This is a genomic window from Plantibacter sp. AC185 (genome assembly GCF_979258065.1).
Map to the genome: position 1 here is coordinate 2,793,345 of NZ_OZ409831.1, position 25,182 is coordinate 2,818,526.

General features: G+C 69.5%; 24 protein-coding genes. 10 read left to right on the forward strand and 14 right to left on the reverse strand.

Going from position 1 to position 25,182, the window contains the following annotated elements; genetic code table 11:
- Positions 1–151: 151 nt before the first annotated feature.
- The gene (locus tag ACZZZB_RS13235; RefSeq protein WP_463529926.1) at positions 152–3,244 is read left to right on the forward strand and encodes a lamin tail domain-containing protein; all 3,093 of its coding nucleotides are present in this window, start codon (positions 152–154) and stop codon (positions 3,242–3,244) included.
- Positions 3,245–3,651: 407 nt separating this feature from the next.
- Complete coding sequence (locus ACZZZB_RS13240) at positions 3,652–4,458, forward strand: MerR family transcriptional regulator (RefSeq protein WP_463529927.1); 807 nt, start codon at positions 3,652–3,654, stop codon at positions 4,456–4,458.
- Positions 4,459–4,470: 12 nt separating this feature from the next.
- Here ACZZZB_RS13240 and ACZZZB_RS13245 read toward each other — a convergent pair whose 3' ends face one another.
- From ACZZZB_RS13245 to melA, 7 genes are all read right to left on the reverse strand, one after another.
- Positions 4,471–5,355, reverse strand: a complete 885-nt coding sequence (locus ACZZZB_RS13245; RefSeq protein ID WP_463529928.1) for a DUF2268 domain-containing putative Zn-dependent protease — start codon at positions 5,353–5,355, stop codon at positions 4,471–4,473.
- 254 nt (positions 5,356–5,609) lie between these two features.
- Positions 5,610–6,575: an N-acetylglucosamine kinase gene (locus ACZZZB_RS13250; protein WP_202939354.1), complete on the reverse strand. Its 966-nt coding sequence runs from the start codon at positions 6,573–6,575 to the stop codon at positions 5,610–5,612.
- 2 nt (positions 6,576–6,577) lie between these two features.
- Complete coding sequence (locus ACZZZB_RS13255; RefSeq protein ID WP_463529929.1) at positions 6,578–7,750, reverse strand: SIS domain-containing protein; 1,173 nt, start codon at positions 7,748–7,750, stop codon at positions 6,578–6,580.
- 116 nt (positions 7,751–7,866) lie between these two features.
- Positions 7,867–8,763 carry a carbohydrate ABC transporter permease gene (locus tag ACZZZB_RS13260; RefSeq protein ID WP_192019877.1) on the reverse strand — a complete coding sequence of 299 codons (897 nt, stop codon included), beginning with the start codon at positions 8,761–8,763 and terminating at the stop codon, positions 7,867–7,869.
- Positions 8,763–9,728 (reverse strand): carbohydrate ABC transporter permease, encoded by a 966-nt coding sequence (locus tag ACZZZB_RS13265; RefSeq protein WP_124767461.1) that lies wholly within the window; start codon positions 9,726–9,728, stop codon positions 8,763–8,765. Before ACZZZB_RS13265 ends, ACZZZB_RS13260 begins: the two co-directional genes overlap by 1 nt.
- Entirely contained in the window at positions 9,728–11,083 is a 1,356-nt protein-coding gene (locus ACZZZB_RS13270; RefSeq protein ID WP_079706575.1) for an ABC transporter substrate-binding protein, read from the reverse strand. The genes ACZZZB_RS13265 and ACZZZB_RS13270 overlap by 1 nt, the downstream gene beginning before the upstream one ends.
- A gap of 62 nt (positions 11,084–11,145) precedes the next feature.
- Positions 11,146–12,462 (reverse strand): alpha-glucosidase/alpha-galactosidase, encoded by a 1,317-nt coding sequence (melA, locus tag ACZZZB_RS13275; RefSeq protein ID WP_426737670.1) that lies wholly within the window; start codon positions 12,460–12,462, stop codon positions 11,146–11,148.
- Positions 12,463–12,572: 110 nt separating this feature from the next.
- On the opposite strand from melA, the gene ACZZZB_RS13280 reads away from it, so the two are divergent.
- The 4 genes from ACZZZB_RS13280 to ACZZZB_RS13295 all read left to right on the forward strand — a co-directional run bounded on the left by ACZZZB_RS13280 (position 12,573) and on the right by ACZZZB_RS13295 (position 16,131).
- Positions 12,573–13,388 (forward strand): DeoR/GlpR family DNA-binding transcription regulator, encoded by an 816-nt coding sequence (locus tag ACZZZB_RS13280; protein ID WP_463529930.1) that lies wholly within the window; start codon positions 12,573–12,575, stop codon positions 13,386–13,388.
- Between the two features lie 214 nt (positions 13,389–13,602).
- A complete protein-coding gene (locus ACZZZB_RS13285) occupies positions 13,603–13,950 on the forward strand; it encodes a GntR family transcriptional regulator (RefSeq protein ID WP_137244023.1) in 348 nt (115 codons plus the stop codon).
- A gap of 77 nt (positions 13,951–14,027) precedes the next feature.
- Positions 14,028–15,023 (forward strand): hypothetical protein, encoded by a 996-nt coding sequence (locus ACZZZB_RS13290; protein ID WP_463529931.1) that lies wholly within the window; start codon positions 14,028–14,030, stop codon positions 15,021–15,023.
- A gap of 58 nt (positions 15,024–15,081) precedes the next feature.
- Positions 15,082–16,131 carry an aldo/keto reductase gene (locus tag ACZZZB_RS13295; protein ID WP_463529932.1) on the forward strand — a complete coding sequence of 350 codons (1,050 nt, stop codon included), beginning with the start codon at positions 15,082–15,084 and terminating at the stop codon, positions 16,129–16,131.
- 36 nt (positions 16,132–16,167) lie between these two features.
- Here the strand turns inward: ACZZZB_RS13295 and ACZZZB_RS13300 are convergent, their stop codons facing one another.
- The 3 genes from ACZZZB_RS13300 to ACZZZB_RS13310 all read right to left on the reverse strand — a co-directional run bounded on the left by ACZZZB_RS13300 (position 16,168) and on the right by ACZZZB_RS13310 (position 18,391).
- Complete coding sequence (locus tag ACZZZB_RS13300; RefSeq protein ID WP_463529933.1) at positions 16,168–16,953, reverse strand: PKD domain-containing protein; 786 nt, start codon at positions 16,951–16,953, stop codon at positions 16,168–16,170.
- Positions 16,954–17,006: 53 nt separating this feature from the next.
- Positions 17,007–17,573, reverse strand: a complete 567-nt coding sequence (locus tag ACZZZB_RS13305) for a hypothetical protein (protein WP_137244019.1) — start codon at positions 17,571–17,573, stop codon at positions 17,007–17,009.
- Between the two features lie 227 nt (positions 17,574–17,800).
- A complete protein-coding gene (locus ACZZZB_RS13310; protein ID WP_124767453.1) occupies positions 17,801–18,391 on the reverse strand; it encodes a TetR/AcrR family transcriptional regulator in 591 nt (196 codons plus the stop codon).
- Positions 18,392–18,513: 122 nt separating this feature from the next.
- Here ACZZZB_RS13310 and ACZZZB_RS13315 point away from each other — a divergent pair, with 122 nt between their 5' ends.
- From ACZZZB_RS13315 to ACZZZB_RS13325, 3 genes are all read left to right on the forward strand, one after another.
- A complete protein-coding gene (locus ACZZZB_RS13315; RefSeq protein WP_463529934.1) occupies positions 18,514–19,191 on the forward strand; it encodes a TetR/AcrR family transcriptional regulator in 678 nt (225 codons plus the stop codon).
- Between the two features lie 32 nt (positions 19,192–19,223).
- Complete coding sequence (locus tag ACZZZB_RS13320; protein ID WP_463530563.1) at positions 19,224–20,888, forward strand: MDR family MFS transporter; 1,665 nt, start codon at positions 19,224–19,226, stop codon at positions 20,886–20,888.
- Between the two features lie 152 nt (positions 20,889–21,040).
- Entirely contained in the window at positions 21,041–21,835 is a 795-nt protein-coding gene (locus ACZZZB_RS13325) for an SDR family NAD(P)-dependent oxidoreductase (RefSeq protein ID WP_463529935.1), read from the forward strand.
- A gap of 17 nt (positions 21,836–21,852) precedes the next feature.
- Here the strand turns inward: ACZZZB_RS13325 and ACZZZB_RS13330 are convergent, their stop codons facing one another.
- The 4 genes from ACZZZB_RS13330 to ACZZZB_RS13345 are packed head-to-tail and all read right to left on the reverse strand — an operon-like array spanning position 21,853 to position 24,390.
- A complete protein-coding gene (locus tag ACZZZB_RS13330) occupies positions 21,853–22,416 on the reverse strand; it encodes an SRPBCC family protein (protein WP_463529936.1) in 564 nt (187 codons plus the stop codon).
- Positions 22,413–22,874: a hypothetical protein gene (locus ACZZZB_RS13335; RefSeq protein ID WP_463529937.1), complete on the reverse strand. Its 462-nt coding sequence runs from the start codon at positions 22,872–22,874 to the stop codon at positions 22,413–22,415. Before ACZZZB_RS13335 ends, ACZZZB_RS13330 begins: the two co-directional genes overlap by 4 nt.
- The gene (locus tag ACZZZB_RS13340) at positions 22,871–24,106 is read right to left on the reverse strand and encodes a serine/threonine-protein kinase (protein ID WP_463529938.1); all 1,236 of its coding nucleotides are present in this window, start codon (positions 24,104–24,106) and stop codon (positions 22,871–22,873) included. Before ACZZZB_RS13340 ends, ACZZZB_RS13335 begins: the two co-directional genes overlap by 4 nt.
- Before the next feature lie 23 nt (positions 24,107–24,129).
- A complete protein-coding gene (locus tag ACZZZB_RS13345; protein WP_064295666.1) occupies positions 24,130–24,390 on the reverse strand; it encodes a DUF6458 family protein in 261 nt (86 codons plus the stop codon).
- Between the two features lie 114 nt (positions 24,391–24,504).
- On the opposite strand from ACZZZB_RS13345, the gene ACZZZB_RS13350 reads away from it, so the two are divergent.
- Positions 24,505–25,170 (forward strand): metalloregulator ArsR/SmtB family transcription factor, encoded by a 666-nt coding sequence (locus ACZZZB_RS13350; RefSeq protein WP_463529939.1) that lies wholly within the window; start codon positions 24,505–24,507, stop codon positions 25,168–25,170.
- The last annotated feature ends 12 nt before the right edge of the window (positions 25,171–25,182 follow it).

The window sequence follows — 25,182 nt, forward strand, 5'->3', positions numbered from 1 at the left end:
CTGGTCGCTGCGTCCGATCTGCTGGATCGTGGCACGTCCCGCCTGGGAAGCCACCCGCCGTTCACCTCCCGGTCACCGCCGCTCCTCCACCTGGCCACCCCACGCCGATGGGATGGGACGCGATCCCCGTCCCTTCGTGCCCTGGAGACCCATGCCCCGCCTCAACCGCGTGTTGACGATGACCGCCGCGTGCGCCATCGCCGCAACCGCACTCATCGCGACGCCCGCCGCCGCCATCGCCGCCCCAGCGCCGGGGCTCCAGATCAACGAGATCGAGTCCTCCGACGGCCAAGCCTCAGACTGGATCGAGTTCACCAACACCGCGACGACCGCCGTCACGCTCGACGGCTGGGTCGTGAAGGACAACAAGGACGACAAGCCCTACGCCTTCCCGGCCGGCACCGTCGTCGAGCCCGGCGCGTTCCTCGTCATCGACGACACCCAGTTCGGCTTCGGTCTCGGCAAGGAGGACTCGGTCCGCCTGTTCGACCCGACCGCCGCGATCGCCGACGAGTACTCGTGGACCGCACACGCGCCGGTCACCTACGGCGTCACCGCCGACCGCGGCGGCTGGGCCGAGACCACCGAGTCGACGAATGGCGCCGCGAACGTCTTCACCGCACCCGAGGTCCCCGAGACCGACGGTGAGATCCGCATCAACGAGATCGACTCCCAGCCATCCGACTGGGTCGAGTTCTTCAACCCCGGCACGACGGCCCTCGACATCTCGCGCTACGAGATCCGCGACAACTCCGACGACCACCGCTGGCAGTTCCTGCCCGGCACGTCGATCGCTCCCGGCGAGTTCCTCGTGGTCGACGAAGCGACGATCGGCCTGGTCGGCGGTACCGAGACGCAGGGCGCGTTCCGTGACCCGATCGGCATCGGCAGCGCCGACGAGATCCGCCTGTTCGACGCGACCGGCACGCTCATCGACCGCTCGGGAACGTGGAGCGGCCACGCGGCCATCGACGGCGACTTCATCGCTGCGACGCTCGCCCGCTGCCCCGACGGTGAAGGCGCCTTCACGCTCGCACGCATCACCAAGGGTGCCGCGAACGACTGCGTCCTCCCGAACGTCGCGATCAACGAGGTCGAGTCGAACAAGGACACGACCGACTGGGTCGAGATCGTCAACCTCGAGGCGACCGCGCTGGACATCTCCGGCTGGACGCTCATGGACAACGACCCGGTGAGCCACGCCGCCGAGACGACCCCGCTGCCCGCGGGCACGATCCTCGAGCCCGGCGCCTACTTCGTCTTCGACCAGAACGTGAACTTCGCGTTCGGGCTCGGCAACGGCGACACCACCACCGTGCGGAACGCCGCCGGCGCGACGGTCGCCGAGTACACCTACGCGGCCCACGCGGACGGCGTCTTCGCGCGCTGCCCCGACGGCACGGGCGAGTTCGTCGACACCGCCGTCTCCACCAAGGGCCTGCGGAACGCGTGCGGCAACCCGGTGCGCATCAACGAGGTCGAGTCCGACGGCGGATCGCCCGACGACTGGATCGAGCTCGTCAACCCGACGACCGCCGCGCTCGACGTCTCCGGCATCGTCGTGAAGGACGACGACGACACTCACGCCTACGCCATCCCCACCGGCACGAGCATCGCGGCCGGCGGCTACCTCGTCATCGAGCGCGCAGCCCTCGGCTTCGGTCTCGGCGGCGGCGACACGGTCCGTCTCTTCGAGGGCGACGCACTGCTCGACTCGACCACCTGGAGCGAGGGCCACCCGGCGAACACCTGGGGACGCTGCCCCGATGCGACCGGCGCCTTCGCAGCGACGGCCGAGGCCACCAAGGGTGCGGCCAACGTCTGCGCCGGTGAGATCCCGGTCGGCCCGTGGCCCGGTTCGCCCGACGTGACGGTGCTCGACACCACGCCGATGTTCCTCGAGGACAGCTCCGGCCTCGACACCCAGGTCACCGCCGACGGCGCGTTCCTCTGGGCGGTCGACAATGGCACCGGCTCGTTCTGGAAGCTCGCGATCGCCGCAGACGGTTCGGTCTCGTTCGTCGACGGTTGGGAGAAGGGCAAGCGCGCCCGCTTCCAGAAGGACGCGTCGAACCCGTCCGCTGCCGGCCCCGACACCGAGGGCATCACGGTCGACGGCGCTGGTTCCGTCTATGTCGGCGTCGAGCGCGACAACAGTGTGAAGGGCACGACGCTCAACGCCGTGCTCAAGGTCGACCCGAACGCGCCCGGCCCCGACGTCGTCGCCTCCCAGGAGTGGGACCTCACGGTCCTGCTGCCGACGGTCGGTGCGAACCTCGGTGTTGAGGCCGTCGAGTGGGTGGCCGACGGCGACCTCGCCGGCAAGCTCTTCGACGACAACACGAAGGCGACGTACGACCCGGCGAACTACGCGGGCCATGGTGACGGACTGTTCTTCGTCGGCGTCGAGGACACCGGCGACGTGTACGCCTTCGCACTGAACGCCGACGGCTCGGCCACGCTGATCTCGACGATCGACCCGGGCCTCCCAGCGGTCATGGCGCTCGACTACGACACGACGCTCGGCGTGCTGTGGGCCGTGTGCGACGACGGCTGTGCGGGTACCGGTGCACAGATCACGCTGAACGGGACCGAGCAGCCCGGGATCGCTCAGGTCGAGCGTCCGGCGGGACTGCCCAACCTCAACAACGAGGGCTTCGCGACCGCGCCGGCCTCGCTGTCAGTCGACGGCAAGCGTCCCGTGTACTGGTTCGCCGACGGCTACGCTTCCGAGGCCCTGCGTCTCGGGTCGCTGCCAGGGACGACCACGCCGCCCGTGACGCCCCCGACCGGTGGGGTCACGCCACTGCCCGGGACGAGCTTCACCGAGGCCAACCGCGGTGCGATCACGCTCGCCGACACGGTGCGGCGGGGCGAGACCGTGACGGTCGGACTCGAGGACCGCTTCGCCGCGACGGCCGTCGAGGTGTGGCTGTACTCGACGCCGGCGCGAATCGCCACCGGCACGACGAACGCCGCCGCTGACCTGTCGGCCACGATCCCGGCCGACGCGACGCTGGGCGACCACCGGGTCGCGGTCTACGCGGCCGACGGCTCGCTCATCGGGTGGACCGAGGTGCGGATCGTCGCGGCCGACGGGACGAGCGTCGACGGTTCGGCATCGGGTGGGGCGCTCGCGACGACGGGTACCGAGCTGCCGTTCGGCACGATCGGTGCGGGAGTCCTGTTGGTCCTCCTCGGCGGAGTCCTCGTCGCGATGCGAGCGCGTCGCCGGGCGGCGTGACCGTCTGAACGCCGGACGGCCCCGGGAGCACACTGCTCCCGGGGCCGTTCGCGTCACCGGTCGGGCCTGCGCGGTGTGTGGTGGTGGGTGCCAGCGCGGTGCTGTGACGTGAGCGCGGGTCTGGCGCGTGGGCGCGGGTCTCCGGAGGGGCGCGCTCGCGGGTGTGGGCCGCGCCCACGCCGGTAGGCGCACGCTCGCGCCGAGTGCGGCGCACTCACGCCGGCGCACCGCGCTGGCGAGCTCGGTACCGGTGTCAGCGCGGTGCGCTGGGGCTGAGCGCGGGTCTCCGGAGGAGCGCGCTCACGTGTGTGGGGTGCGCCCACGCCGGGTCGGGTCCATTCGCGTCAGCGCACCGCGCTGGCAGCAGGCAGAGGACGCAGGTCGGGTCCGGGTGCGATGCTGGGTGGATGGACGAGCACGGGAGGGCCGAGGGTGGCGTGACCGTCGGTCGGGCGGCGGCCGAGATAGGGGTCAGCGTGCGAACGCTGCACCACTGGGATGAGATCGGCGTCGCGCAGCCGTCCGGAAGGAACCAGAGCGGCTACCGCTCGTACCTGCCCGTCGACATCGCCCGGCTTCGACGCGTCGTGCTCCTCCGCGACCTCAGGGTCCCGCTCGCTCGCATCCCCACCCTCCTCAGCGCACCGGCCGCGGAACGACGCGCGGAGCTCACGCAGCGTCGGCACGAACTCGGCGCCACCATCAAACGACTCGAAGCCGTCGCCCAATCCGTCGACCGCCTGCTCGAAGCCGACGAGGTCGGCGTGCTCGTCCCCGAGGACGAGCGCCAAGCGGTGTTCGGCGACGGCTGGAACCCCACGATGGCTGAGACGGCCCGCGCCCGCTGGGGCGACTCCGCGCAGTGGGCCGAGTACGCCGAACGGTCCGCGACCCGCACGCCGGACGACTGGCGGGCGCTGGTCGGACCCATGCGCGACCTGGTCGACGAACTCGCCGAGGCCAAGCGCGCCGGTGTCGCGGCCGGAAGCGAGACGGCGAACACCCTCGCCGAACGGCATCGCGCAGCCCTCAGCGAGTACTTCCACTGCACGCCGTCCATGCACGTGATCACCGGTCGCCTCGCTCTCACGGAGCCCGGCATGGCCGACACCTACGATCGGATCGAACCCGGCCTCGCCGCGTGGCTCTCACATGTCATCGACGAGAACGCGCGCAGCCACAGCGTGGACCCCGAGACCGCCGTCTGGGAGTGAGGGGGAGCCGCCTCAACCCAGCTCGTGGAGTGCCACCTCGATGATCGTCGCGCTCGGGACGTGCAGCGCTTCGGCGGCGGTCGTCCCGGTCGCCGCAAGATATGCGTCGACGAGACGGTTGCCCGCTGCATAACCGGCACCCATCGGCAGACCGACCGGCTCGCCCCCGTATCGCAGCGCGGCCTCGTCACCGTGCACCCACGAGACGAAGTGCTGCATCCCTCCGACGTCGAGACCCTCGACGACCCGGTCGAACACCGCGTCGTCGTCGAGGTGCGCGACACCGATCGGCGTGTAGCCGGACGACCCGTGCAACTGCCGGGCGAACGCGTCCGCGAGCCCCTCCGACACCACCTGCTCAGCGACCACGACGGTCGCCGGATCCCACACCACCCCACCCGGCGCGTATCGCAGGTTGTGGTTGAGCTCGTGGACGGCGGCCGCTTCGAGGCGCGCGAGGTTCTCCTCCGTCGGCCAGAGGATGAGCGAGATGAACCCGGTCGCGCTGCCGTTACCGATGAACCCGCGGATCGACTCCATGAAGTAGCTGTCGTCGGGGTCGCCGAGGACGAGCAGGACGGTGATGTCGGGGACGACGAGGGTCGGCACCGCCGCGAGCTGAGTGGCGACCGCCGCGTCGAGCGCCCGTGAGATCCGTCCCCACGCGTCCGCCGCGACGAGCCGGCCGAGGCCGTCGACGACCCGATCCCGACTCCGGTCGATCGGGAACCCCGAGCCCATCGTGTGCATGGCGAGCAGGTCGACCTCGCCCGGGAAGTACCGGTACATGTCGGCGACGGGCTCGAGCATGGCCCGGAGTCGCGCTGGTCGTTCGGCTTCCGGCGCGTCGAGGACGGAACGCATGCCGCTGGCGGTGTCGAGGATCGTGATGGTCATGGCGACGACGCTAAAGCCTCACGCCGCGTGAGGGTCAAGGGCCCTACCCCGGGAGGCTGCCAGCGCGGTGCGCTGACGCGAGTGTGGTGTACGCGGCGTGACCGCTGCAGAACCAGCGTGGCCGCTGCGCAACCGGCGTGGCCGCGCCCCGCGCGCGTGAGCGCGACCCTCCGGAGACCCGCGCTCACGCGTCAGGCCCGCGGTCGCGTCAGCGCACCGCGCTGGCCCAAGGCGACGGCGGGCGGAGGAGCGGGCTACCGGGAGCGCAGCACCTCGAGCGCCTGGGGCGAGAGCGGTGACCCGGCGCGCTTCGCGGCGTACAGCGCGGCGCCGATCGCCGGACCCAAGAGCGGGGTCCGGAGTTCGTACCGGGCGGGCAGTGCCGCGATGGCCTGCTCGAAACCCGACCGCACCGGCTCAGCGGAGAACACCCCGCCCGAGTACGACACCGGAACGACCTCGTCGCCGCTGAAACCGAGCTCCACGCGGGTCGCCTCGACGATCTCGGCCAGCTCCCCGCTCGCGTCGGCCAGGATCCGCGCCGCGACCTCGTCGCCCTGCTCGGCCGCAGCGACGACCGTCTTCGCGAGATCCGCGATCCGGCCACGCTGACCCTTCCAGCGGTTCATGACGACGTCGATCACATCGAGGTCGCTCGTGATCCCGACCCTCGCCCGCACGAGGTCGACGAGCGGACCGCGCGGCAGGCGGCCGTCGCTCATCCGCGTGAACGCGTTCAAGCCTCGAGCGGCGATCCAGTACGCCGAGCCCTCGTCGCCGAACAGCTCGCTCCAGCCGCCGACCCGGTGCCCGCGGCCACGGCGCTCGCCGTACGTCATCGAGCCCGTGCCGCTGATCACGTTGATCCCGTCGACGGCGCCGAGCGATCCGGCCCACCCGCACACCATGTCGTTGTCGCAGGAGAACCGGTCATGTCCGAGCACGTCGCGCGGCAGCGCATCGAGGTGGACGATGTCGGAACTCACCTCGCCGTACCCGGGCAGACCGAAGAAGGCCTGATCGATGTCGGCGGTCGTGACTCCCGCCTGCCGGCACACCTCCGAGACACCCTCGGTGAGGATGCGACCGACCAGCTCGATCCCCTCGTCGAAGTAGTAGCAGCTCGCCGTCCTCGCTTCCGCGAGCACCCGTCCGGCGTCGTCGAGCAGCACGAAGGCCGTCTTCGACCCGCCACCGTCGACGCCGAGGTACCGCGCCACGACTACTGCTCCTGCAGCTGAGCGGCGACACTCCGAGCGTCGTCGACGCCGTCGAACTCGTGGATCCGGACGCCCTGCACGACGCGGTTCACCGTGCCGCTCGGGAACGGGTTGTCCGGGGTCGCGCCGAGCTGGAGCGAGTACGAGAGGCCGAGCAGCTGGGCGACGAGCACGTAGCCGATCGCGAGCTGCGCGTCGTCGAGGCCGGCGAGCTCGGGCAGCACCCAGTCGTACGCCGTGGCGTCGGCGACCGGCTCGGAGGAGATCGCGATCACGCGTTCCGGCGACAGCGTGGCGCGCAGTTCGGTGACGATGTCGAGGTCGTACCGCCGCGTGTACGGATCGGACGACAGGTAGACGACGACGAGCGTGCTGTCGTCGACGACCGCCTTCGGTCCGTGACGGAACCCGAGCGCCGAGTCGTAGTAGGTGACGATCCGTCCGGCGGTCAGCTCGAGCAGCTTGAGCGCCGACTCGCGGGCCAGACCGGTGAGCGGGCCGCTGCCGATGTAGACGACGCGTTCGCACCCCTCGTTGGCCAGGGCGCGGATGTCCACCTCGCGCTGGTCGAGGATCGTCGTCGCTCCGGCCGCGAGCGCCTGTACGGCGGAGTCGTCCGCGCCGCCGAGGATGAGGAGGACCGAGAGCAGCATCGAGCTGAAGCTCGACGTCATCGCGAAGCCCTCGTCGTTCGACCGCAGCGGCATGAGGACGGTGAGCGACGTGGCGCGGTCGTGGTGGCGTCGGTACAGCTCGCCGGTCTCGTCGCACGTGATCACCAGGTGGTGCACCTCGGCGAGCGACTGGTCGGCGAGTTCCGTCGCGGCCACGCTCTCCGGGCTGTTGCCGGAGCGGGCGAACGACACGAGGAGCAGCGGGACGTCCTCGGCGAACGACTCCCGCGGGTTGGAGACGATGTCGGTGGTCGCGACCGCGTCGATCCGGCGACGGAGCGTCCGGGTCAGGGCCGGTGCCGCGATCTCGCCGATGAAGGCCGAGGTCCCCGCCCCGGTCAGGACGATACGCAGCTCGGGTCGTGCCAGGAGCGGTGCGAGGAACGCGTCGATCTCCTCGCGGCGGTCGGCGATCCCCGTCGACGCCTCGAGCCAGACGTCGGGCTGCTGGGTGATCTCGCGGACGGTGGCTTCCGAACCGACGATGGTGGTGATGGACACGGGTTGCTCCTGGGGTGGGTCGAGGTGATGAGGGGGAGTTGCGAGGTATCGATGTTGGTTGAGCGTTCGACGCGCGCGCGGCGATGGACGTGATCCTGCCACGCCGGGATCGGTGCCTACCCCTTGAGGCCTGAGAAGGTCATGGTCGCCACGAACTGCTTCTGGGCGAAGAGGAAGAAGACGATCAGCGGGAGCGTGGCGACGACGTTGCCGGCCATGAGGAGCGCCCAGTCGGTGCGGCGCGCGCCCTGGAAGTTCGTGATGCCGAGCTGCAGCGTGAAGGCCTGGTCGTTGTTGATCGCGATGAGCGGCCAGACGAGGTCGTTCCACGAGCCCAACAGGGTGAAGATCGCGAGCGTCGCCAGCGCGGGCTTCGCGAGCGGAAGGATCACCCGGAAGAACACCTGGAGGCGGGTGCAGCCGTCGATGAGCGCGGCCTCCTCGAGCTCCGCCGGCAGTGACAGGAAGAACTGCCGCATGAGGAAGATGCCGAACGCGGACGCCAGCCACGGCACGATCGCCGCCCCGAGGCTGTCGATGAGACCGATCCGGGAGAACAGGATGTAGGTCGGGATCATGAGCAGCTGCGTCGGGATCATGATCGTCGCGACGATCATGAGGAAGCCCATCGTCTTCCCGCGGAACTTCAGGCGCGCGAACCCGTAGCCGGCGAGCGAGCAGAGCACGAGGTGGGACAGGACCGCGACCGTCGACACGATGACCGTGTTGCCGAGCCAGAGCAGGATGTTCGACTCGGAGAAGAGCTTCGCGAACCCGTCGAAGGTGATGTGCGAGGGGAGGATGCGGGGCGGATAGGTGTTGATCTCCGACTCCGGCGTCACCGAGGTGATGAACATCTGCACGAACGGGATGGCGAAGATGATCGCGATCGGCGCGAGCACGAGGTGCCAGGGGCTGAAGCGTCGACGCGTGCGTCGCTCGGCGGGCGGAGCGGTCACGGACGGCTTGCCGGCGGCGGCGTCACCGCGTGGCGGGGTGGTCAGGACGGTCATCAGAATGCCTCCACGTTGGAACGGCGGGAGTAGAGCACGACACCGATCGTGGCGATGAGCGTCACCACGAACAGCCCGTAGGCGACCGCGGAGCCGTACCCGAACTGCAACTGCTTGAACGCCGCGTCCCAGAGGTAGAACACGATCGTCTGGGTGGCGCCGAGCGGGCCGCCCCTGGTGGTCGTGTACACGAGGTCGAACAGCTGGATCGCCTGGATGAACTGCCAGATGGCGACGAACACGGTGACCGGCCCGAGCTGCGGGAAGGTGATGCGCCAGAACGACTGCCAGGCGTTCGCGCCGTCGATCCGTGCCGCCTCGAGCAGTTCGGCGGGGATGTCCTGCAAGGCCGCCAGGTAGATGACGGTCGTGAAGGCTGCCTGCCCCCAGAGCGACATGATCGTGATGACGACCATCGCCTGCCCCTGGTCTTCGAGCCAGCCCTGCGCCGGGAGTCCGAGGAACCGGAACACGGTGTTGAGGAGGCCGAACTGCGGGTTGAAGAGGTAGGTCGTGAGGATGCCGGTCGCGGCGGCAGAGGCGACGAAGGGGACGAAGATCGCCGTGCGGTAGACGCCGATGAAGCGGATCCGGCGGTTGAGCGCGACGGCGAGGAAGAGTCCGAGTCCGAGCGACGCCGGGACGAAGAGGAGCGTGTAGACGACCGTGTGGACGACGGCCGCCTGCAGCTCGTCGTTGCCGATCATGCTGGCGTAGTTCTCCAGCCCCACCTGCTCCGGCTCGCTGAACCCGTCCCACTTCTGGAGCGACAGGAAGAACGCCCAGATCGCGGGGAAGATCGACAAGCCCAGCACGATGAGCATCGCCGGGGCGACGAAGCCCCAGCCGGTGAGGCTGTCGCGGAACCGTCGTCCGGAACGGCGGGGCCGGGCCGGAGCGCGCTCGGCACGCTCCGGCTTCGGCTCCGTCGATGGACGTGTGTCGCGTCCGGCGACCGTGGACATCAGTCCTCCGCCAGGGCGTCGTCGGCGGTCTTCGCGGCGTCCTCGAGCGCTTGCTTCGGGTCGCCCTGGCCCTGCAGCACCGAGGAGATCGCCTTGCCGATGGCCTCCGACAGGCCGACGTAGCCGGGCACCGTCGGACGGGCCTGCTTGGCGTTGACGCCGTTCTCGGCCATCACGTCGAGGCCGGGCAGCTGAGCCACCTGCGCCTGGAACTCGGGGGTGTCGATCTCGCTCGAGCGCAGCGGGAGGTTGCCGTAGGCGACGTTCCACTTGAGGTCCTGCTCCGAGTCGGTCAGCCACTTCGTGAACTCGTACGCCCAGTACTCGCGGTTCTTGTCCTTGTGGTCGAAGAGCGCCCAGACGTCGGGGCCTGAGACGGTCTGGTGGTCGCCGTCGGTGCCGGGGAGGACGGTGACGCCGTACTTCGTGCCCTTCGTCTGCAGGGTCGACAGCTGCCACGGACCAGAGGTGATCATGCCGATTCGGTCGCTGGCGAAGAGGTCGCCGAACTTCGTGTCGGTCTGGTCGAGGTAGACGCTCTTGTCCTCGACCGCCATGTCGCGGAGGAAGGTCAGTGCGTCGACGCCCGCATCCGAGGCGAACTCGGCCGTCTTGGCGTCGTCGGAGATGATCGATCCACCGTTCTGCCAGAGGTGCGGCCAGAACTGCCAGGTCGTCTCCTCACTGCCCGACACCGAGTACGCGTAGCCGTAGGTGTTCGTCGCCGGGTCGGTGAGCTGCTTCGACGCCTCACGGAAGTCGTCCCAGGTCCAGTCGGCCGTGGGGTAGTCGACGCCGGCCGCGTCGAAGACGGTCGTGTTGTAGAGGAGGGAGATGTTGTCGACCACGGCGGGGAAGCCGATCGTCTTCTCGCCGGTCGGCTGCACCGTCTTGCGGGCCGCCTCGGAGAACTCGTCCCACTTCACGTCGGGCTCGGCCACCTGGTCGGTGATGTCGAGGGTGCGGCCGGACGCCTCGAGTCGGCTCGCCCAGGATCCGAAGGCATACGAGACGTCGGGGTAGTTGCCACCCGCGAAGCTCGCGGAGAGCTTCTGCAGGAGGTCCTCCGTGGACGGCGCGCCAGAGGACACGTCGATGGTCACGTTGGGGTGCAGCTTCTCGAAGTCGTCGACGAGACCGGTGAGGATCTGCTGGGCGGCGTCGGCCTGCCCGGTCCAGAAGGTGAGCTTCACCTTCGCGTCCTTGTCGAGCGTCGTGGCACCGGAGGATCCGCCGGCGCACCCGGAGAGCGCGAGCGCTCCGACGGCGAGGACTGCGGTCGCGGTGATGAGGCGACGTGCCCGGCGGGCGTGCGGGGAAGTGGAAGCGTGGATCGTGGAACGGGGTGGGAACATCGGTGGTCGTCTCCTGTGTCGATCGTTCGGGAAGGAATCGGTTCGGCGGTGCTTCGGGTCGGTCAGATGCGGTCGGCGGGGATGATCTCCCGGAGCGGCTCCGGCAGCAGCTCGCCGTGCGCGGCGACGAGGTCGTTGCACAGCTCCCAGATCTGCTCGGGCGTGAGGGTGGACGAGGCGTTCGGGTCCATGAGGACCGCCTGCCGGATGAGCGTCGGGTTGCCGGTGCGGGCCGCCTCGATCGTGAGCTCGGCGACGGAGACGTACGGGCGGTTGAGCGCGGCGCACTGCACGGGCAGGGCGCCCATGGGCTGCGGGGCGATGCCGTTCCCGTCGACCTGGACGGGGACCTCGACGACGGCGCCCTGCGGCAGGTTGTCGATGAGGCCGCGGTTGACGACGTTCCCGTGGATGAGTCGCGGGGTGTCGGTCACGAGCGAGTGGATGAGCTGCGGGGCGTACTCGCTCGCCTCGTCCTCGAGCGTCAGCGGGGTCCCGGCGGCGAGGGCGGCCTTCGTCGCCTCGAACTCCGCGACGTTCTCCTCGCTGATGCCGAGGTACTCGAGCGGCTGGAGGCGGAAGCGCTCGACCTGCTCGGGGGAGCGGAGGAACCACGACAGGTACTCGGAGGAGTGCTCACTCGTCTCGGTGGGGTAGTAGCCGATGCGGCGGAACATCTCGACGCGCACGCGGCGGCTGAGCTCCGGGTCCTCGCGGATGCGGTCGCGCAGGGCCGGGTAGAGGTCGCGGCCCTCGTGGGTCCACTCGAGCAACCACGACTGGTGGTTGACTCCGGCGGCTCGGTAGCTCGTGCCCTCGATCGGCACGCCGACGAGCTCGCAGAGGTCGTTGACCGTCCAGAACACGCTGTGGCAGAGGCCGATCGCGCTGATGTCGGGGGCGACGACCGACGCCCACCAGATGTTCATCGCCATCGGGTTGGTGTAGTTCAGGAGGTGGGCGTCCGGGCAGATCTCCCGCATGTCGGCGGTCAGCGCCGAGAGCAGAGGGAAGGTGCGGAGGGCGCGGAAGACGCCGCCGACGCCGGTGGTGTCGCCGATGGTCTGCAGGAGACCGCGGGCCGCTGGGATCTCGAGGTCGGAGACGGTCGCGTGGATGCCGCCGACCTGGACCATGTTGATCACGAAGTCCGCACCGGCGAGGGCGCGACGACGGTCGGACTCCGCCGAGATCGTCGCCCGGCCGTCGAGGCGTTCGTCGACGTGGCGGGCGGTGCCCTCGGCCACGGCGAGGCGTTCGGGGTCGATGTCGTGCAGGACGATCTCGAGGCCGGCGAGGTCGCGGTAGCGGAGGAGGTCGGCGATGAGTTGGCGGGTGAAGACGACGCTGCCCGCCCCGATGAAAGTCACTCGTGTCATGGAGTGATCATCGACTACAGTGATCGAACCGAGCAAGAACTTGATCGGAAATCGATTGAAATGATCACTTTCGCTGAGCAGAGCCGTCGGCGACGAGGGAAGGGTTCGCCGTGGGAGGACCGACCGCAGCCGAGCTCTCGCGACACGCTCCGTCCGGGAAACGCAGTCAGCGGATGCGCGCCATCCTCGCGCTCCTCGCGGCGGAGGACGCCGTCGTCTCGATCGACGACCTCACGACCCGGCTCGACGTGTCGGCCCCGACGATCCGGCGCGACCTCGCCGACCTCGACGACCTGGGCCTCGTCCTCCGGACGCACGGTGGCGCTCGGGCGGTGGAATCGCGCGACGAGGTGCCCGTGCGGTTCCGCGACACGCAGTTCCGCGAGGCCAAGCGTCGGATCGCCTTGCGCGCGGCGGAGATGATCCCCGCGGGACCGTACGCGATCGCCCTGAGTGGTGGCACCACCACGGCGGCGGTCGCCAAGGAGTTGAGCAACCGGGCGGAACTGACGATCGTGACGAACTCGCTCACCACGGCGACCGAGATCGCCTCCCGGCCGAACCTGCAGGTGATCATGACGGGAGGCCTGGTGCGCTCCTCGTCGTTCGAGGCGGTGGGGGCGCTCGCCGAGAACACCTTCAGCGCGATCAACGTGGGTACCGCGATCCTCGGGACCGACGGCATCAGTGCGCAGGGTGGAGCGACGACGCACGACGAGCGTGAGGCGCGGACGAACCTGGCGATGGTGCTACACGCGCAGCGGGTCATCGTGGTCGCCGACGGTTCGAAGGTCGGGCGGGTCACGCTCGCGCGCATGGCCGAGTTGGGGCAGATCCACGACCTCGTGACCGACTCCTCCGCCGACCCGGACGAGCTCGAGCGCCTGGCGGCCGCGGACATCGCCGTGCACGTCGTCGCCCTCTGACCCGTCCTCCTTCCTCTGCTGCGGCTTGGGCCAGCGCGGTGCGCTGACGTGAGCGCGGGCCTCCGACGTGAGCGCTGGTCTCTGGAGGGGCGCGCTCGCGGTTGTGGGGTGCGCCCGCGCCGAGTGGCGCACACTCGCGTCAGCGCACCGCGCCGGACCTCAACCCCACAGATGTCGTGGGCACGGGCGGCATTGTTCTAGTACCATTGCAAACATGTTGTTCCGCGTCGATCCCACCTCCGCGGTCTCGCTCGCCGAGCAGATCGCGGTGCAGGTGCGCTCCGGCATCGCGACGGGCGCGCTGGCACCGGGGGAGCGCCTCCCGCCCGCCCGCGACCTCGCCCGAGCACTGCAGATCAACATGCACACGGTCCTCCGCGCCTACGGAGAGCTCCGCGACGACGGCCTCATCGGGATGCGACAGGGCCGCGGTGCGTGGGTGAACGAGGATGCAGCACCGGGCCTCGTCCGGGTCAACGAACTCGTCGCCCAGCTCGTCACCGAGGCGCGCAAGTTCGGGATCTCGCCGACGGACCTCAGCCGGATGATCGAACGCACCTGACGGGCTCCGGCGCCCACCTCGCGACCACGTCGGTCGACGCCGACGATCAGACCACCTCAGCAGCTCAGGGGGAGCACATGCACGACACCACCACCACGCCGCCACCGGCAGCACCTGCGCGCGGACGGATCCTGCTCGCCGGCCTCGCCATGGCCGTCCCGGCGATCGCGATCGCACTCACCCGGCTCGTCTGGGGCGATGCGATCCCCGTCGACGTCGCCTCGCACTGGTCGGGCACCGGGGCACCGGACGACTCCCTGCCCGCCGCGGGCGTCTTCCTCGTGACGCTGATCATCGCGTCCGTCGCGGCGATCGCAGCCATCATCCTGCTCGCCCTCCCGAAGCCGGACATGCGCACCAAGCGCATGATCATCCTCTTCCTCGGCATCGCCGCCGGCTCGGCCGCGTCCGTGTGGATCATCCCCACCTGGCTCACTGTGCAGGCGGGATCGGTCGACGGTGCCGTCCTCGGTTGGTGGATCGTCCCGCTCGCCGCGTGTTCGCTCTGGGGCGTGATCCCCGCCGTGCTCCTGCCGGCTCAGCCGCTGCTCGCCGGTGCGGCTGCACGACCGGCGCCGATGGACCTCGGCGAGACCGAGGTCGGTGCCTGGAGCCGGAGTGTCACAGCCCTGCTGTTCCTCTGGCTCACCCTCGCCCTCGTCGCGATCGGCGCCATCGCCTACACGCCGATCCTGCTGGGCGGCGAGTCGGGCGTCGCGATGTTCGGTCTGTCGCTCCTCGCCCTCGCGACCCTCCTCTGCGCCTCGTTCATCCGGCTCCGCGTGAGCGTCGACTGGCGCGGCCTCCGCGTCGTATCGCTCTTCGGCATCCCGATGAAGCGCATCCCCCTCGACCAGGTCGACGTCGTCGAGGCCACCGACATCCGCCCGATGGACTGGGGCGGCTGGGGCTACCGGATCATGCCCGGCCGCTCGGCCGTCGTGCTGCGCTCCGGCCCCGGACTCGTCGTCACGAGCACCTCGGGCAAGCAGTTCGCGATCACGGTCGACGACCCCGAGGAACCCGCCGCGCTCTTGCAGGCACTCGCCGCCCGCGCCGGCTCGCGCGTCTGACGTTGCACCGCGTGACGAACCGGACGTCCAACCTGTCCTGACGCCGTACGGTGAATCCATGAACGAAGCACCCCTGGCCACGGAGCCGACCACGACCGCGCTGCCCTCGACCACGATCGGGGTCGGCGACACCGCCGCGCAGGTCGGCGCCATCGGGTACGGCGCGATGTCCATCGCCGGCACCTATGGGGCGATCGCCGACGCCGATGTGACCACGATCCTCGACGCCACCCAGGCGAGTGGGGTGAACCTCATCGACACCGCGAACGTCTACGGCGACGGTCGGAGCGAGGAACTCCTCGGCCGGTACCTGACCGGGCGCCGCGACGACGTCTTCTTGGCGTCCAAGGTGGGCATCGTCACCGGCGGCGGCATCGGCAAACGAAGGATCCGTGGCGACCGCGCCCACCTCCACGAGCAGATCGACGGGACGCTCACCCGCCTCGGCACCGACCACCTCGACCTCTACTACCAGCACCGCGTCGACCCCGACATCCCGATCGAGGAGACGGTGGGGGCGCTCGCGGAACTGGTCACCGCGGGCAAGGTCCTCCGCATCGGTCTGTCCGAGGCGACGGGCGACGAACTCCGCCGCGCGCACGGCGTGCACCCGATCGCCGCGATCCAGTCCGAGTGGAGCATCGTGAGCCGCGACATCGAGAGCCACGTCGTCCCGACGGCGGCGGAGCTCGGCGTGACGGTCGTCGCGTTCTCGCCGCTGTCGCGCGGACTGTTCACCGAGGACTTCACGGCCGAGACGGTGCCGCTCGGGGGGACGCGAGCGAACTTCCCGCGCTTCCAGCCCGAGCACCTCGCGGCGAACCTCGAACTGGCGGCCCGCTTCCGCACCCTCGCTCACCGCATCGGGACGACCGCGGAGGCGCTCGCGCTCGCCTGGGTGCACGACCGAGGACAACAGCTCGGCGCACGGGTCGTCTCGATCCCCGGCACCCGGAGCGTCGCGCACCTGCACGCGAACCTCGAGGCGTTCCAGGTTGAGCTGATGGATGAGATCCGAGCCGAGATCGACACCTACGCCGACCAGGTGAGCGGTCCGCGGGCCGCCGACCCGAACTGGGTGTCGGGCGGTCGCGAGGGGCTCATCTGATCGGAACCGAGCTCGAGCACGGTTCCGGTCAGGCGGTCAGCAGCCGATGGCTGGTTTGCCGGGGCGGCAGGGTTTGTCGACGCCCACGGTCGAGTTCCGCACGATCTGCACCGCGTGGGGTTCTTCGGTCGGGATCGAGAGGGTTCCGACGACGGGAAGCCAGCCACTGTCGCCGATGCGGTACTCGGCGGCGTATTCGACCTCCGCGGTGATGGTCTTCGTTCCAACGCTTGTGTAGCGGTGGCTGGTCGGGGTCTTGGAGAACTCCGCGAGTCCGAGGGCAGCCCACGAGGATCCGCCGGTCCGGGTGGTGGTCGTGTCGCCGTCGCTGTAGTCGAAGGTGAAGCCGACGGGGATGAAGTTCACCTCTGCGACCTGCCCCAAGAGGGTGCCGGTGCGGGTGTGGCCGGAAGCAGCTGCGATGACGTTGGTGTGGAGCCCGCGGACACCCCAGGCGGCGGGTTCGGTGGTGACGGTGGGTGCGGCGGGGGCGAAGCTGGTGACGTCGCGGATCGTGACGGGGGCCGCCGGTGCTGCTTCGAGGTCGGTGCCGAGGTCGCCGGGGGTGAAGGTGTAACACTCGTCCGGCCGCATGAGGCTGCAGACCGTCCGCTCACCGTTGGGCCCGTCGGTCACCCCGGGTGGCAGCTCCGCCGAGCCGCCTCCTTCGTCGTCGCCTCCGCCGGTTCCGCCGCCGGAGCCACCGCCGGTGCCAGGGCGTTCGACGCTGCCGCCGATGTCGACCGAGCCGTTACCAGCGCATCCCCAGATCGCATCCGCGGACCCGCAACTCGCGGCCCTCGCAGGTCCAGGAGCGGCCATTGTGATCGTCACTCCCGCGACAAGAGCCATGGCGAGCGTTGCAATTGCCGTCTTCACGCGCATGATGAAGCACCTTCTTCCGCATCCTTCGACGTGATGAGGAAGCGGCCGGAGCTTGCCGGGTCGACGCCGAGCGATATCTCGAATCCGATGGCGGGCAGGCGGTCAGGTTGCGGTTGGGGTTGACCGTTCGCATCCAAGATCTCGACGGAGCCGATGATCTCGCATGCGAACGCTCGAGCGACGACTCCGACTGAGTCGGGCGAGTTGTAGAACTCGCGGACCTGGACACCGGACAGAGTTATATCTCCTCGGGTGCTGTAGCCGCCATCGCGCATTCGGGAGTAGGCCTCGTATTCGATCGCCGCGACGTCGGCGGACGCGATCACATCGATGCGCTCCGGATTGACGCCTCCCTCATGGAGGATCGTGTTCGAGATGTCGAGGAACTGTTGATAGATCTCTGTCACCGCCGCAAGAGCCTCCTCCTCGTTCTCGAAGACCGGAGGCGTGCTCGTCGGTGACAGGGCTGGCGCTGGGCCGGTGCAGGCCACCAGGCCGAGGAGTCCTGACACGAAGGCCAGCGTGGAAACAGTTCGAGGCAGCAGGGTCTTTGGCATCCCTCGACGCTAAGCGCACCCACACTCCAGCCCAGGGTTATCCACAGAGCAGATATGCCTACACCGACATATGTCGCGCATGAGGCCGTTGTGCCAGCGCGGTGCGCTGGCGTGAGCGCACCCCAGGGTAGGTGAGCGCGGGTCTCCGGAGGGGCGCGCTCACGTGAGGGACCCGCGCTCGCGTCAGTGCACCGCGCTGGCGTCAGGCCAAGGCCCAGGCGCCGGGGTCAGGAGCGGCCGAGCCACCAGGCGGGGGAGGCCGCGATGACGGTGCGGGCCGCCGCGTCGATGTCGTCGAGGTCGCCGGACCGGAGCCACTCCTCGATCGCCGCGACGGTGCCGGCGCCGGCGTAGGCCACGAGCATGCGCACGTGTCGCTCCGGCGTGATGCCGTCCTCGCGAGGTGGGGCGATGTGCGGGTGCCGGTCGAGGTGGTGCGCGAGCGCCTGCTCGATCCGCTCGGTGAGCGCGTCACGCAGGGGTCCGATGAGCCGGGGGTGCATGGCGTTGCGGTAGATCGTCGCGTGCTCGGCGACGTGACGCAGGAGGTCGCGTTCGGACTCGTCGAAGACGCTCAGCGTCGAGTCGCTGTGCGCCGGCAGATCGGCGTGCGCCTGGAGCGTCTCATCCAGTTCCTCGCCGAGCACGTCAGCGAGCAGGTGGACCGGCGTCGCGGCGTGACGGTAGAAGGTGTCGCGGGTGATCCCCGCCACCCGGGACACTTCCGCAACGGTCACCTGATCGATGCGCTTCGCCGCCGCGAGGGTGTGGATCGCGTCGCGAAGGGCACTGCGGGTTCGTGCCTGACGAGGGTCCATGCGTTCACTCTAGTGAGGCCCGACCAGTCGGCTCGTGCCCTAAGTTGCACCCCGGCTCGGAGAGTGCAATACTGCACTTCGTGATGCAGAGTGCAAATTCGACGAATCGGCTGTCCGATCGGATGGCCGCCACCGCCGCGCGCCTGACGACCGTGTCGCGTCGACTCACGGCCGCACAGGGGCTCAACGGCTTCACGATCGAGGAACTCTGCGAGGAGGTCGGCGTCTCGCGTCGCACCTTCTTCAACTACTTCCCGAGCAAGGAGGACGCCGTCCTCGGCATCGACGAGACCGAGGAGACCGAGCGGTTCGCCACCGAGTTCCTCGCCCTCGGCTCGCGGGGGTGGCGCGCCGTGCTCGACGACTTCATGCTCATCGCGGCCGGCCATGCGGAGCGGTCCGGGTTCGGTCTGGCCGAGCACGTCGACTTCCACGCCGCCCTCGAGCGCGAACCGAAGTTGCTGGTCCGGTTCATGGGCCTCAACCGTGAGCGCGAGCAACTGCTCGTCGAGCTCATCGCCGTGCGGGAAGGCGTCCCGGCAGACGACCCGCGTGCCCGCGCCTGCGCCGACCTCTTCGGGATGGCGATCAAGACGACGATGGCGCGCGTCTTCGGCAGCGGCGTCGCCGACATCGGCCAGGGCGGGGAGTTCGACATCGTCTGCTCCATCCGCGACTGCCTCGCGACGTATCGCGCCATCCTCGAGCCCGACGACCCCGAATCCGCCGACGCCGGACCCACCGCCGCCGCGCCTCAGCATCCCCACACGAACCCCACCCCCCGAAAGGACCTCCAGTGACCGCCGCCACCGCCGCACCCACCGAGGGCCCGATGCTGCTCACCAAGCGCCGCATCTGGATCATCTTCGCCGCCCTCATCGCGGGCATGCTGCTCTCCAGCCTCGACCAGACGATCGTCTCCACCGCCATGCCGACGATCGTCGGACAGCTGGGCGGCGTCGACCACCAGGTCTGGCTCACCACCGCCTACCTCCTGGCGACCACGATCGTCATGCCCGTCTACGGCAAGTTCGGTGACGTCCTCGGTCGTCGTCGCCTCTTCCTCGTCGCGATCGCCCTGTTCACGATCGCCTCCGTCGGTTGTGCGTTCGCGGGTGACTTCACCCAGCTCATCGTCTGGCGAGCCGTCCAGGGCCTCGGTGGCGGTGGCCTCATGATCCTGTCGCAGGCGATCATCGCCGACATCGTGCCCGCCTCCGAGCGCGGCAAGTACCTCGGCCCGCTCGGCGCCGTCTTCGGTCTCTCCGCCGTCGGTGGCCCGCTCCTCGGTGGCTTCTTCGTCGACCACCTCACCTGGCAGTGGGCGTTCTACATCAACATCCCGGTCGGCATCGCGGCCTTCGCGATCGCGTTCTTCACGCTGAAGCTGCCGAACAAGAAGGCGACCGCACCGATCGACCTCCTCGGCGTGATCTTCCTCTCGGCGTTCACCACCTGCCTCATCTTCTTCACCGACTTCGGTGGCGACGCTGCGCACGGTTGGGGTGCCATCGAGACCTGGATGTTCGGCATCGGCATGCTGCTCGCCGCGCTGCTCTTCGTCATCACCGAGGCGCGCGCCAAGGACCCGATCATCCCGCTGTCGCTCTTCAAGAACCCGACGTTCATCAACGCGACCGCGATCGGCCTCACGCTCGGCCTCGGCATGTTCTCGGCGATCGGCTTCGTGCCGACGTTCCTCCAGATGTCGTCTGGCACCTCGGCAGCCGCATCGGGCCTGCTCATGATCCCGATGATGGTCGGCCTCATCGGTACCTCGATCGTCTCGGGGAACCTGATCACCAGGACCGGTCGCTACCGGATGTTCCCGGTCATCGGCACGCTCGTCACCGCCGCCTCGATGGTCGCGTTCACGACGCTCACGGCGGACACCCCGATCTGGCTGATCTGCGTCTTCCTGTTCTTCTTCGGCGCCGGTCTCGGCCTGATCATGCAGGTCGTCGTGCTCGTCGCCCAGAACTCGGTTGACGCGTCGATGGTCGGAACCGCGACCAGCACGAACAACTACTTCCGCGAGGTCGGTGCGTCGCTCGGTGTCGCCGTGTTCGGCACGATCTTCACCACGCGCCTCACCGCGAACCTCAAGGACGTCTTCGCGAGTTCGGGAGCCAGCGCGGGGGACGCCTCCAACGCGGCGGCGACGATCGACCCGCAGACGCTCAGCCAGCTCCCGCCGGGCATCCGCGACGGCGTCGTGACCGCCTATGCCGATGCCCTCGCCCCGGTGTTCTGGTACCTGCTGCCGTTCATCGGTGCAGCCTTCCTGCTGTCGTTGTTCCTCAAGCAGATCCCGTTGTCCGACGTCGCCGGGCTCGTCGCCCGCGGCGAGGCGGTCGGTGGGGACGAGGCGGAGTCGCTCGAGGCTGCAGCGCGCGGCAAGGTGCCTGCTTCGACCGACGGGGCGCCCTCGTTCGACCGGGCCTCGACCGACGACAGTGAGCTGGCGGACGCCGATCGCGAGCAGTCACCGCGGTAGGACTCGCCGCTGCCTGACGCCGGCCCTGGGACACACCGTCCCGGGGCCGGCGTCGTCATGCTGAGGGCCGGCTGGAACTATCTGACATGTGACTGATAGATGCGTATGCTGGAGGTGCTCGCCAGAGCCGGCGAGCAGAATGGAGCCGCATCATGTCGAATGAATCCATCCAGGGCCGGTTCGCCGGCAAGGTCGCGATCGTCACCGGGGGCGTGTCCGGCATCGGGGCGAAGATCACCGAACGGCTGGTCGCCGAGGGTGCCTCGGTCGTCGTCGCGGACATCAACGCCGAGCTCATCGCGGGTGCCGCCGAGACCTTCGGCGATCGCGTGTGGGGTCGGCGCACCGACGTCACCGACGAGGCGGACTTCTCCGCGTTGGTCGCTGAGACCGTCGAACGCTTCGGAACGCTCGACACGCTCTTCAACGTCGCCGGTGGATCACGCGCCGGGACGATCACCGACATCTCCTTCGAGGACTGGGACTTCACCGTCCGGCTGAACCTCTACAGCGCCTTCAACGGCACCCGGCTCGCCGCCCGTCAGTTCCTCGCGGAGGGCAAGGCCGGGTCGATCGTCAACATCGCTTCGCTCAACTCGCTCGTCCCCATGCACTTCGGTGTCGGTTACACGGCGTCGAAGGCCGGCGCGGTCATGTTGACCAAACAGGCGGCGCTCGAGCTCGGTGAGCATGGCATCCGGGTGAACGCCGTGTCGCCGGGTCTCGTCGCGACGCCGTTGACGAAGTCGCTGACCGACATCCCCGGTGTGCAGGCCGCGTACGACGAGCGCATCCCGCTCCGACGTGCGGCTGCGCCGGAGGAGATCGCCGCAGCCGCCCTGTTCCTCGCGAGCGACGACGCGTCGTACATCTCGGGCGACAATCTCGTCGTCGACGGTGCCTGGCAGACCACCGGCTATCCGGACCTGCGACCGTTCATGAGCTGATCAGGTGGGGCCGACGGCTAGCCCTTCGGGGAGACGACCTTGATGCGGGAGTGACCCGAGGGGCCGCCGGCCGACTCGATGTGGGTCTTGAACGCCTCGAGCGCCCCACGGACGACCCGTCCGGCGAGCCCGAGCGCCGCAGCGGTCCGCTCCACCGCGGACACCGGCTTCCAGTGCACCGTGACGTCCACGCGGGTCTGCTGCTTGTCGATCGCGTCGAAGGTGGCGTCGCCACTGAACCAGACGTCGCCCTCGATGGTGCGCCAGACCAGACGCTCCTCGGGGAGCTGCTCCAGGATCTCGACGAGGAACTGCCGCGAGAGCTTGCTGATCGCGACGGTCCAGCGACTGTAGACCTCGCCGGTCAGCTTCACCTCGCGGACAGCCGGCAAGAACTCCGGGTACGACTCGAAGTCGACCCACTGCTTGTAGACGGCGGCGATGGGGAGGTCGACGATGATGCTGTGCTGGACGGTCGAGACCCCGTCCTCCGCCGTACGGGTTCGCTTCGCCGCCTCTTCGTCCCCGGGCTCGAACGATCCGTCGTCGGGAACGGAGTCGGTGCTTCCTCGTCGCTTCATTTGTCCTTCTTGTCCTTGTTCTTGCCGTTGTTGCCGTTGTTCCCGTTGTTCCCGTTGTTCCCGGAATCGTCCCCGCCTCCGTCGTCTTCGACCGGTGCAGCGGGTTCGGCCGGCGCGACCGAACTGGGTTCCGGGGTCGGCGTCGGGGTCTCGACCGCGGGGGAGAGGTCGGCGCGGACGAGCGCGATCGCCGCACGGATGTCCGCGGCTCGGGTCGCCGAAACGGTCCCAGCCGCCTCAGCAGCGGCCAGCTGCGCCTCGAGCGCGTCGAGAACCGCGAGCGCACCCGCAGTGTCGCCGTCGGCGGCTGCGTTCGCGACCACGAGTACACGACTCTGCAAGTCGCGGCCGGTGCTCGCGTCTAGGTCTGCAGCGGGTCCGGTGCAGCCACTCAGCAGGGCGACGACGATCACCGGTGCTGCGAGCAGCCGGAGCCCTCGGTTCCAGGAGTTCCTCACGGCGTCACCTCCCGCAGGAGTTCATCCAGATGCGTCGACAACGGTTCGGGCAGGGTGGGCAGCGTCGGGGCGGGCGGCTGTGCCTGGGACACGATGAGCCAGACGACGGCGACCGCGATCACCAGCAGCACGGCCGCGAGGATCAGCCAGCGTCGAAAGCGCCGCGGCTGGTGCGCTGCGACCTGTCGCCGTGCACCACCGTCGAGACGTCGCTCCGAGCGGCGAGTGCCGTCGAGCACCGTGGTCGGGCCGGTCTCGGCGCGCGCGCCTGTCATCGGCTCGAACGGCGTCGTCGAGACGAGCGGCTCGGTCGCTGCCGTCGGTGCCGGGTCGCCGGTCGTCGTCATCGCAGGTGCCGAGGTCGCCACGGTCACATCCGCCGGGTCGAGCACGGGGTCCATCGCGCGGACGGTCGTCGCGACGTCGAGGGCGGTGGGGCGTTGCGCCGGATCGGCGGCGGTCATCGCGGTGAGTAGCGACTTCCACTGGTAGCCGAGCTCGCCGGGGATCGTCGGCGACGCGTTGAGGCGTGCCATGAGCGACTCGTGCGTGGTGGTCTGCGGGTAGGCGCGGCGACCGGTCAGGGCTTCGAGGAGGACGAGTCCGAGGGCGTACACGTCGGCCGGAGGGGCCGGATCCGCACCACGGACGAGCTCAGGACTGAGGTAGGCGACCGTGCCCATCAGTGATCCCGGCGCGGTCATGCGGGTGCTGTCGATGAGGTAGGCGATGCCGAAGTCGGCGAGCTTCGCGCGGTACTCCTGGTGGGGCAGGATCGTCGGTCGCAGCAGCACGTTGGACGGCTTGATGTCTCGATGGACGACCCGCGCCGCGTGCACCGTGTGGAGCGCCTCCGCGAGGTCGACGGCCATCGCGGCGACCTCGGACGCCGGAAGCGGCGACCGAGCGATGCGTTGGGACAGCGTCGGGCCGTCGACGTGCTCCATGACGAGGTAGGAGCCGTCACCGGCCACGACCCTGGCGTCGAACAGGGTGACGAGGGCCGGGTGGTTCAGCGACGCGAGCAGACGCGTCTCCGAGGCGGTCCTGGCGCCGTCGGTCGCATCGGTCGTTCCCGGGCGGAACAGCTTCACCGCCACCTTGCGCCCGAGCACCTCGTCGGTCGCCAGATGGACGGTCGCCATCCCGCCGGCACCGATCGGTCGCTCGAGTCGATACCGACCGTCCAGCAGTTCGCCGCTCTGGGACGGCGCGGTAGCGGGTTCGGTCATGGGTGGTGCGGCCGGTCCGGTCGTCAGAGGACGGGGCCGTCGTTGTCGGTCGTGCTGCGGCGGGTGACGCGTTCGCCGCTACCGGGGTCCACTGCGGAGCGCGTGGTCGAGGAGACCTGTCGGCGGCGGAGCACGAGGACGAGCGAGATGAGGAACACCACAGCGCCGGCGGCCATGAGGATGTACCCGATGAGCGTGAGGTCCACAGCGGGGACGTCGACGTTCACGGCGAAGGCGAGGATGGCGCCGATGACGATCAGGGCGATTCCGGTTCCGAGACCCATGAGTAGCTCCTCTTCTGGACGACCGTGAGTTCGAGCGGATCGCTCAAGGGGTGTTCACGGACGACTCAGCCTATTATTGAGTCAATCACGGTTGAGTCAACGGGGGTTGTGTCGGTGGAGTCGCTGGCGGTAAGGGCGTCCAAGTTCGCCGCGCTCGCGGAGCCGGCACGGCTGCGCATCGTGGACCTTCTGGCGCTCGGTGACCTCTCACCGACCGAGATCCAGCTCGCCCTCGGGATGGGGTCGAACCTCGTCTCCCATCACCTGAGCGTCCTCCAGCGAGCGGGGATCCTCTCGCGGTCGCGATCCGAGTCCGATGGACGCCGCAACTACGTGCGGCTCGTCCCGGGGGCGTTCGACCGCCTCGCGCCCGAACCGATCAGCGCCCCGGCGCGGGTCGTCTTCGTCTGCACGGCGAACTCGGCGCGGTCGCAGATGGCGGAGGCGCTCTGGCAGGACCGCAGCGATGTCCCCGTCGCATCCGCGGGCAGCCGGCCGGCGAGCGAGGTCAACCCGGGCGCCGTTCGGGCGGCGGCGCGCCATGGCGTCCGGATCAGCCCGAGCGTTCCACGCGCAACGGCGGAGGTCCTCCGGCACGGCGACTTCGTCATCACCGTGTGCAACCGGGCGCACGAGGAGCTCGGCGGGCGGGACGACCTGCACTGGTCGATCCCCGACCCGGCCGTGCCCGCGACCGACGAGGCGTTCGACGAGGCGTTCCGGGACATCCGACTGCGCGTCGACGAGTTCGTCAGTCGGCTGGCACCGGTCGCCGGGTAGGACCGGGACGCC

Bases quoted from the DNA above. Each gene is read 5' to 3' on its own strand.
- ACZZZB_RS13235 (WP_463529926.1), top strand. From the start codon at position 152: ATGCCCCGCCTCAACCGCGTGTTGACGATGACCGCCGCGTGCGCCATC.
- ACZZZB_RS13240 (WP_463529927.1), top strand. From the start codon at position 3,652: ATGGACGAGCACGGGAGGGCCGAGGGTGGCGTGACCGTCGGTCGGGCG.
- ACZZZB_RS13245 (WP_463529928.1), bottom strand. From the start codon at position 5,355: ATGACCATCACGATCCTCGACACCGCCAGCGGCATGCGTTCCGTCCTC.
- ACZZZB_RS13260 (WP_192019877.1), bottom strand. From the start codon at position 8,763: ATGACCGTCCTGACCACCCCGCCACGCGGTGACGCCGCCGCCGGCAAG.
- ACZZZB_RS13265 (WP_124767461.1), bottom strand. From the start codon at position 9,728: ATGTCCACGGTCGCCGGACGCGACACACGTCCATCGACGGAGCCGAAG.
- ACZZZB_RS13270 (WP_079706575.1), bottom strand. From the start codon at position 11,083: ATGTTCCCACCCCGTTCCACGATCCACGCTTCCACTTCCCCGCACGCC.
- melA (WP_426737670.1), bottom strand. From the start codon at position 12,462: ATGACACGAGTGACTTTCATCGGGGCGGGCAGCGTCGTCTTCACCCGC.
- ACZZZB_RS13285 (WP_137244023.1), top strand. From the start codon at position 13,603: ATGTTGTTCCGCGTCGATCCCACCTCCGCGGTCTCGCTCGCCGAGCAG.
- ACZZZB_RS13290 (WP_463529931.1), top strand. From the start codon at position 14,028: ATGCACGACACCACCACCACGCCGCCACCGGCAGCACCTGCGCGCGGA.
- ACZZZB_RS13295 (WP_463529932.1), top strand. From the start codon at position 15,082: ATGAACGAAGCACCCCTGGCCACGGAGCCGACCACGACCGCGCTGCCC.
- ACZZZB_RS13300 (WP_463529933.1), bottom strand. From the start codon at position 16,953: ATGGCCGCTCCTGGACCTGCGAGGGCCGCGAGTTGCGGGTCCGCGGAT.
- ACZZZB_RS13305 (WP_137244019.1), bottom strand. From the start codon at position 17,573: ATGCCAAAGACCCTGCTGCCTCGAACTGTTTCCACGCTGGCCTTCGTG.
- ACZZZB_RS13310 (WP_124767453.1), bottom strand. From the start codon at position 18,391: ATGGACCCTCGTCAGGCACGAACCCGCAGTGCCCTTCGCGACGCGATC.
- ACZZZB_RS13315 (WP_463529934.1), top strand. From the start codon at position 18,514: ATGGCCGCCACCGCCGCGCGCCTGACGACCGTGTCGCGTCGACTCACG.
- ACZZZB_RS13320 (WP_463530563.1), top strand. From the start codon at position 19,224: ATGCTGCTCACCAAGCGCCGCATCTGGATCATCTTCGCCGCCCTCATC.
- ACZZZB_RS13325 (WP_463529935.1), top strand. From the start codon at position 21,041: ATGTCGAATGAATCCATCCAGGGCCGGTTCGCCGGCAAGGTCGCGATC.
- ACZZZB_RS13330 (WP_463529936.1), bottom strand. From the start codon at position 22,416: ATGAAGCGACGAGGAAGCACCGACTCCGTTCCCGACGACGGATCGTTC.
- ACZZZB_RS13340 (WP_463529938.1), bottom strand. From the start codon at position 24,106: ATGACCGAACCCGCTACCGCGCCGTCCCAGAGCGGCGAACTGCTGGAC.
- ACZZZB_RS13345 (WP_064295666.1), bottom strand. From the start codon at position 24,390: ATGGGTCTCGGAACCGGAATCGCCCTGATCGTCATCGGCGCCATCCTC.